Origin of the sequence: Agromyces binzhouensis, assembly GCF_004135055.1 — a bacterium.
Classification (GTDB): Bacteria; Actinomycetota; Actinomycetes; order Actinomycetales; family Microbacteriaceae; genus Agromyces; species Agromyces binzhouensis.
Genome location: NZ_SDPL01000357.1, coordinates 1 through 3336, shown reverse-complemented (window position 1 = coordinate 3336; position 3336 = coordinate 1). Strand labels below are relative to the sequence as shown.

The 3336-nt window shown below is 73.9% G+C and carries 4 protein-coding genes and 1 pseudogene; 4 read left to right on the top strand and 1 reads right to left on the bottom strand.

The annotated features are described in order from the left end of the window. The 3 genes and pseudogenes from ESO86_RS19075 to pnuC form a co-directional block, all read left to right on the top strand. Positions 1-395, top strand: a pseudogene (locus tag ESO86_RS19075) (thioredoxin domain-containing protein); the annotation flags it as partial. A 27-nt stretch (positions 396-422) separates the two neighbouring features. Beyond that, the gene (locus ESO86_RS14055; protein ID WP_129235563.1) at positions 423-845 is read left to right on the top strand and encodes a DUF3054 domain-containing protein; all 423 of its coding nucleotides are present in this window, start codon (positions 423-425) and stop codon (positions 843-845) included. Beyond that, a complete protein-coding gene (gene pnuC / locus ESO86_RS14050; RefSeq protein ID WP_129235562.1) occupies positions 842-1516 on the top strand; it encodes a nicotinamide riboside transporter PnuC in 675 nt (224 codons plus the stop codon). The genes ESO86_RS14055 and pnuC overlap by 4 nt, the downstream gene beginning before the upstream one ends. Before the next feature lie 36 nt (positions 1517-1552). Here the strand turns inward: pnuC and ESO86_RS14045 are convergent, their stop codons facing one another. Further along, positions 1553-1885 (bottom strand): hypothetical protein, encoded by a 333-nt coding sequence (locus ESO86_RS14045; protein ID WP_129235561.1) that lies wholly within the window; start codon positions 1883-1885, stop codon positions 1553-1555. A 227-nt stretch (positions 1886-2112) separates the two neighbouring features. On the opposite strand from ESO86_RS14045, the gene ESO86_RS14040 reads away from it, so the two are divergent. Then, positions 2113-3336, top strand: a 1224-nt coding sequence (locus ESO86_RS14040; RefSeq protein WP_129235560.1) for a DUF7059 domain-containing protein, incomplete at its 3' end; no start/stop codon positions are given.

Here is a 3336-nt window from a genome sequence, read left to right as displayed (position 1 = left end):
AGCGATACCGGGACCTGGCCGAGGCGGCCATGCGCGTGGTCGCCGGCATCGCGCCGACGCGGCCGATCGCGTTCGGCGGGGCGCTCGGCGTGATGGCTCGGCTCGCGGCGCCGCTCCTGCAGCTCGTCGTGATCGTCCCCGACGACGTGCGCGCCACGTCGGTCGGACAGGTCCGCCCCGCGGCCGAACTGGTCGACGAGGCGCGCCGGCAGGAGGCATCCGTCACGGCCATCGTCACCGAGGCGCAGGCCGACGCACTCGCGGAGGCCGGATTCGAGCTGTTCGCCGGGCGGACGCTGCGGGACGGCCGCGCCGCGGCCTACCGATGCCGGTCGTTCGTGTGCGCGCTGCCCGTGACGACCGCCGGCGAGCTCCGGGGGCTCGCCACCGACTAGGGGTGCCGGGCGACCTACGATGGTCGCATGCCCGCCCCCGCCTCCAGTCCCGCCGTCACGGCGGTCGTCGCCGGCGCGGTCGACGTCGTCCTCGTGGTCGCGTTCGCCGCGATCGGCCGAGGCAGCCATCGCGAGGTCGTCGACGCGGTCGGCGTATGGGAGACGGCGTGGCCGTTCCTGGTCGGCCTGGCGATCGGATGGCTCGTGGTGCGCGGGTGGCGCCATCCGCTCGCCGTACGGCCGACCGGCATCGCCGCGTGGCTGGCCGCGGTGCTCGTCGGCATGCTGCTGCGCGTCGCGACGGGGTCGGGTGCGGCGTTCGCGTTCGTCATCGTCGCCACGCTGACGCTGGCCGCGTTCCTGCTCGGATGGCGGGCCGTCGCCGCACTCGTGCGGCGGGTGCGACGCGACCGCTCGGCGTCGCCCGACGGCGCGGCGGTCGCCCCGTGAACCCGATCGCGTGGCTGTTCGACGCGCAGCTGGTGATCGGCGACCAGGTCATCCTCTGGCGTGAGATCGTCGGGAACGCGTTCGGCCTGGCGTCGGCGCTCGGCGGCCTCCGCCGCAGGGTGTGGGCGTGGCCGGTCGGCATCATCGGGAACGTCCTGCTGTTCACCGTGTTCCTCGGGGCCGTGTTCGGCACGCCGAACCCCGTGAACCTGCTGGGACAGGCGGCGCGTCAGGTCATGTTCATCATCGTCTCGATCTACGGCTGGATCCAGTGGTCGCGCAACCGGCACGGCGACGCATCCGCGCCGGCCGTGACGCCGCGCTGGGCGACGGGCCGGGAACGCGTGCTCCTCGCCGTGCTGCTCGTCGGCGGGACGCTCGCGCTCACCCCGATCTTCCGCGCGCTCGGGTCGTTCGAGCCGGTCTGGGCCGACGCGTGGATCTTCGTCGGGTCGCTGCTCGCGACCTGGGGCATGGCGCGCGGCTGGACCGAGTTCTGGCTGATCTGGGTCGCGGTCGACATCGTCGGCGTTCCGCTGCTCGTGAGCGCCGGGTTCTACGCATCGGCGCTGCTCTACCTCTTCTACGGCGTGTTCACGCTCATCGGCTTCGTCACGTGGATGCGCGTGCAGCGACGGGCGGATGCAGCGGACGCACCGGCCGCGACCTGACCCTGCCGCGAACCGGGGCGGACTCCCCGGCGGACCTCACCAGTTGGTCGGCACGCGGCCGAGCATGCTCCACACCGCGGTGCTCAGGTCGGGGTGGTCGATCGCGATGTCGCGGAGGATCTCGTACTCGAAGCGCTCGACGGCGCCGCGCCGGGCGGTCGGGTGGTAGGCGCGCGCACGCGCGGGGCTCCACCGTTCCGAGTGCAGGCGTTCCTCGCGGAGCGTCGCGACGACCTGCTCGTCGACGGAGGGCAGCTCGGGCAGGAACGCCCACGGGTCCTCCCCGAGACGGCACCGCAGTTCGATGAGTGCGGAGAGTTCGTCTCGCGCGTCCTGTCGCAGGCGCTCGAGCGTGGTCGGCTCTGCCATGTGCGACCTCCCCTCGCTCGTCCGATGGTAACCGACGGTACTTGGCGCGTGTGTCGTGCGGGTTACACGCCCCTGCGCCGCGTGGACGCGCGGTGACGCGCAGGCGGCGAGCGGAGGACGCGGCGACGACGCGTGGGCGACCGCGAGGTGAACACGTCCGGCCGGCGACCCCGCCGGAGGTCGGGCGGTTCCGACGGACGCCCGATCGCGACTGGTTGAATACCAGCGTGAGCACACCCGCGGGCCACCCCGACCATACGCACGACGACGAGTCAGCGAAGGCGCTCGCGGGCGACCTCGACGCCGCGGGCTACACGGTCGCTGCGATCGAATCGCTCTGGGAGCGCGGTGCTGCCGAGACGTCCACCCATCCCGGCGCGGCGCTCCGCCGTGGCCACCGCGTCCCCGCCCTGCGCGCGCTCGCGCACGTCGGGGCCGACGAGCGCTCGCTGGCGACGCTCGTGCGGTGCTTCCTGCTCGGCGTGCCCGTGGCATCCGTCGACCTCGCCGCAGCACTGCCGGGCCTCGGCGCCGCCCGGGCCGAGGCGCTCGGCATGGTGCGCCTCGAGGGCGCCCGCGCGGTGCCGGTCATGGACCTGCGTCCCTACGCGTTCACCGACGCCGCCGGGAGCGGGGAGTGGTGGATCGCATCGGACCCCGGAGAGATGGCGACCGGTGGCGCACTGCCCGAGGAGTACGTGCTCGGCGTGGGCGGCGCATCGATGACGCTGAGCGGCCTCCTGCTGCAGCGGCCGACCGCGACCGCGTTCGACCTGGGCACGGGGTGCGGGATCCAGGCGATGCACGCCTCGCGCTTCAGCGACCGCGTCATCGCGAGCGACATCTCGGCGCGGGCGCTGCGCTTCGCGCGGCTGAACGCGGCGCTCAACGGCATCGACGGCATCGACTTCCGGCTCGGCAGCCTCTACGAACCGCTCGGCGGCGAGCAGGTGGATCGCATCGTGTCGAACCCGCCCTTCGTGATCACGCCGCGCCGCGACGGGGTCCCGGCATACGACTACCGCGACGGCGGTCTGGTGGGCGACGCCATCGTCGAAGCGGTCGTCGGAGGCGCTGCCGGCCACCTCGCACCCGGCGGGATCGCGCAGCTGCTCGGGAACTGGGAGTACCGTCGCGCCGGCGACGACCTCGCCGACGGGCTCGAACGCGTCGCCGGGTGGGCTGCCGAGGCGGGACTCGAGTACTGGATCGTCGAGCGCGAGCGCCAGGATCCCAGCGAGTACGCCGAGACGTGGATCCGCGACGGCGGGACGCGGCCGGGCACGCCCGAGTTCGAGGCGCTGCACGGCGCGTGGCTCGAGGACTTCGCGGCTCGCGCGGTCGAGTCCGTCGGCTTCGGCTACGTCCTGCTGCGCAGGCCGGCCGACGGACGCGCGCCGGCCCTCGGGCGCGCCGAACGGCTGCACGGACCGCTCGGCGACGTCTCGGGC

What these genes read in the sequence shown, in the direction of transcription:
- ESO86_RS14055 (WP_129235563.1), top strand. Translation starts at nt 423, where the DNA reads ATGCCCGCCCCCGCCTCCAGTCCCGCCGTCACGGCGGTCGTCGCCGGC.
- ESO86_RS14045 (WP_129235561.1), bottom strand. Translation starts at nt 1,885, where the DNA reads ATGGCAGAGCCGACCACGCTCGAGCGCCTGCGACAGGACGCGCGAGAC.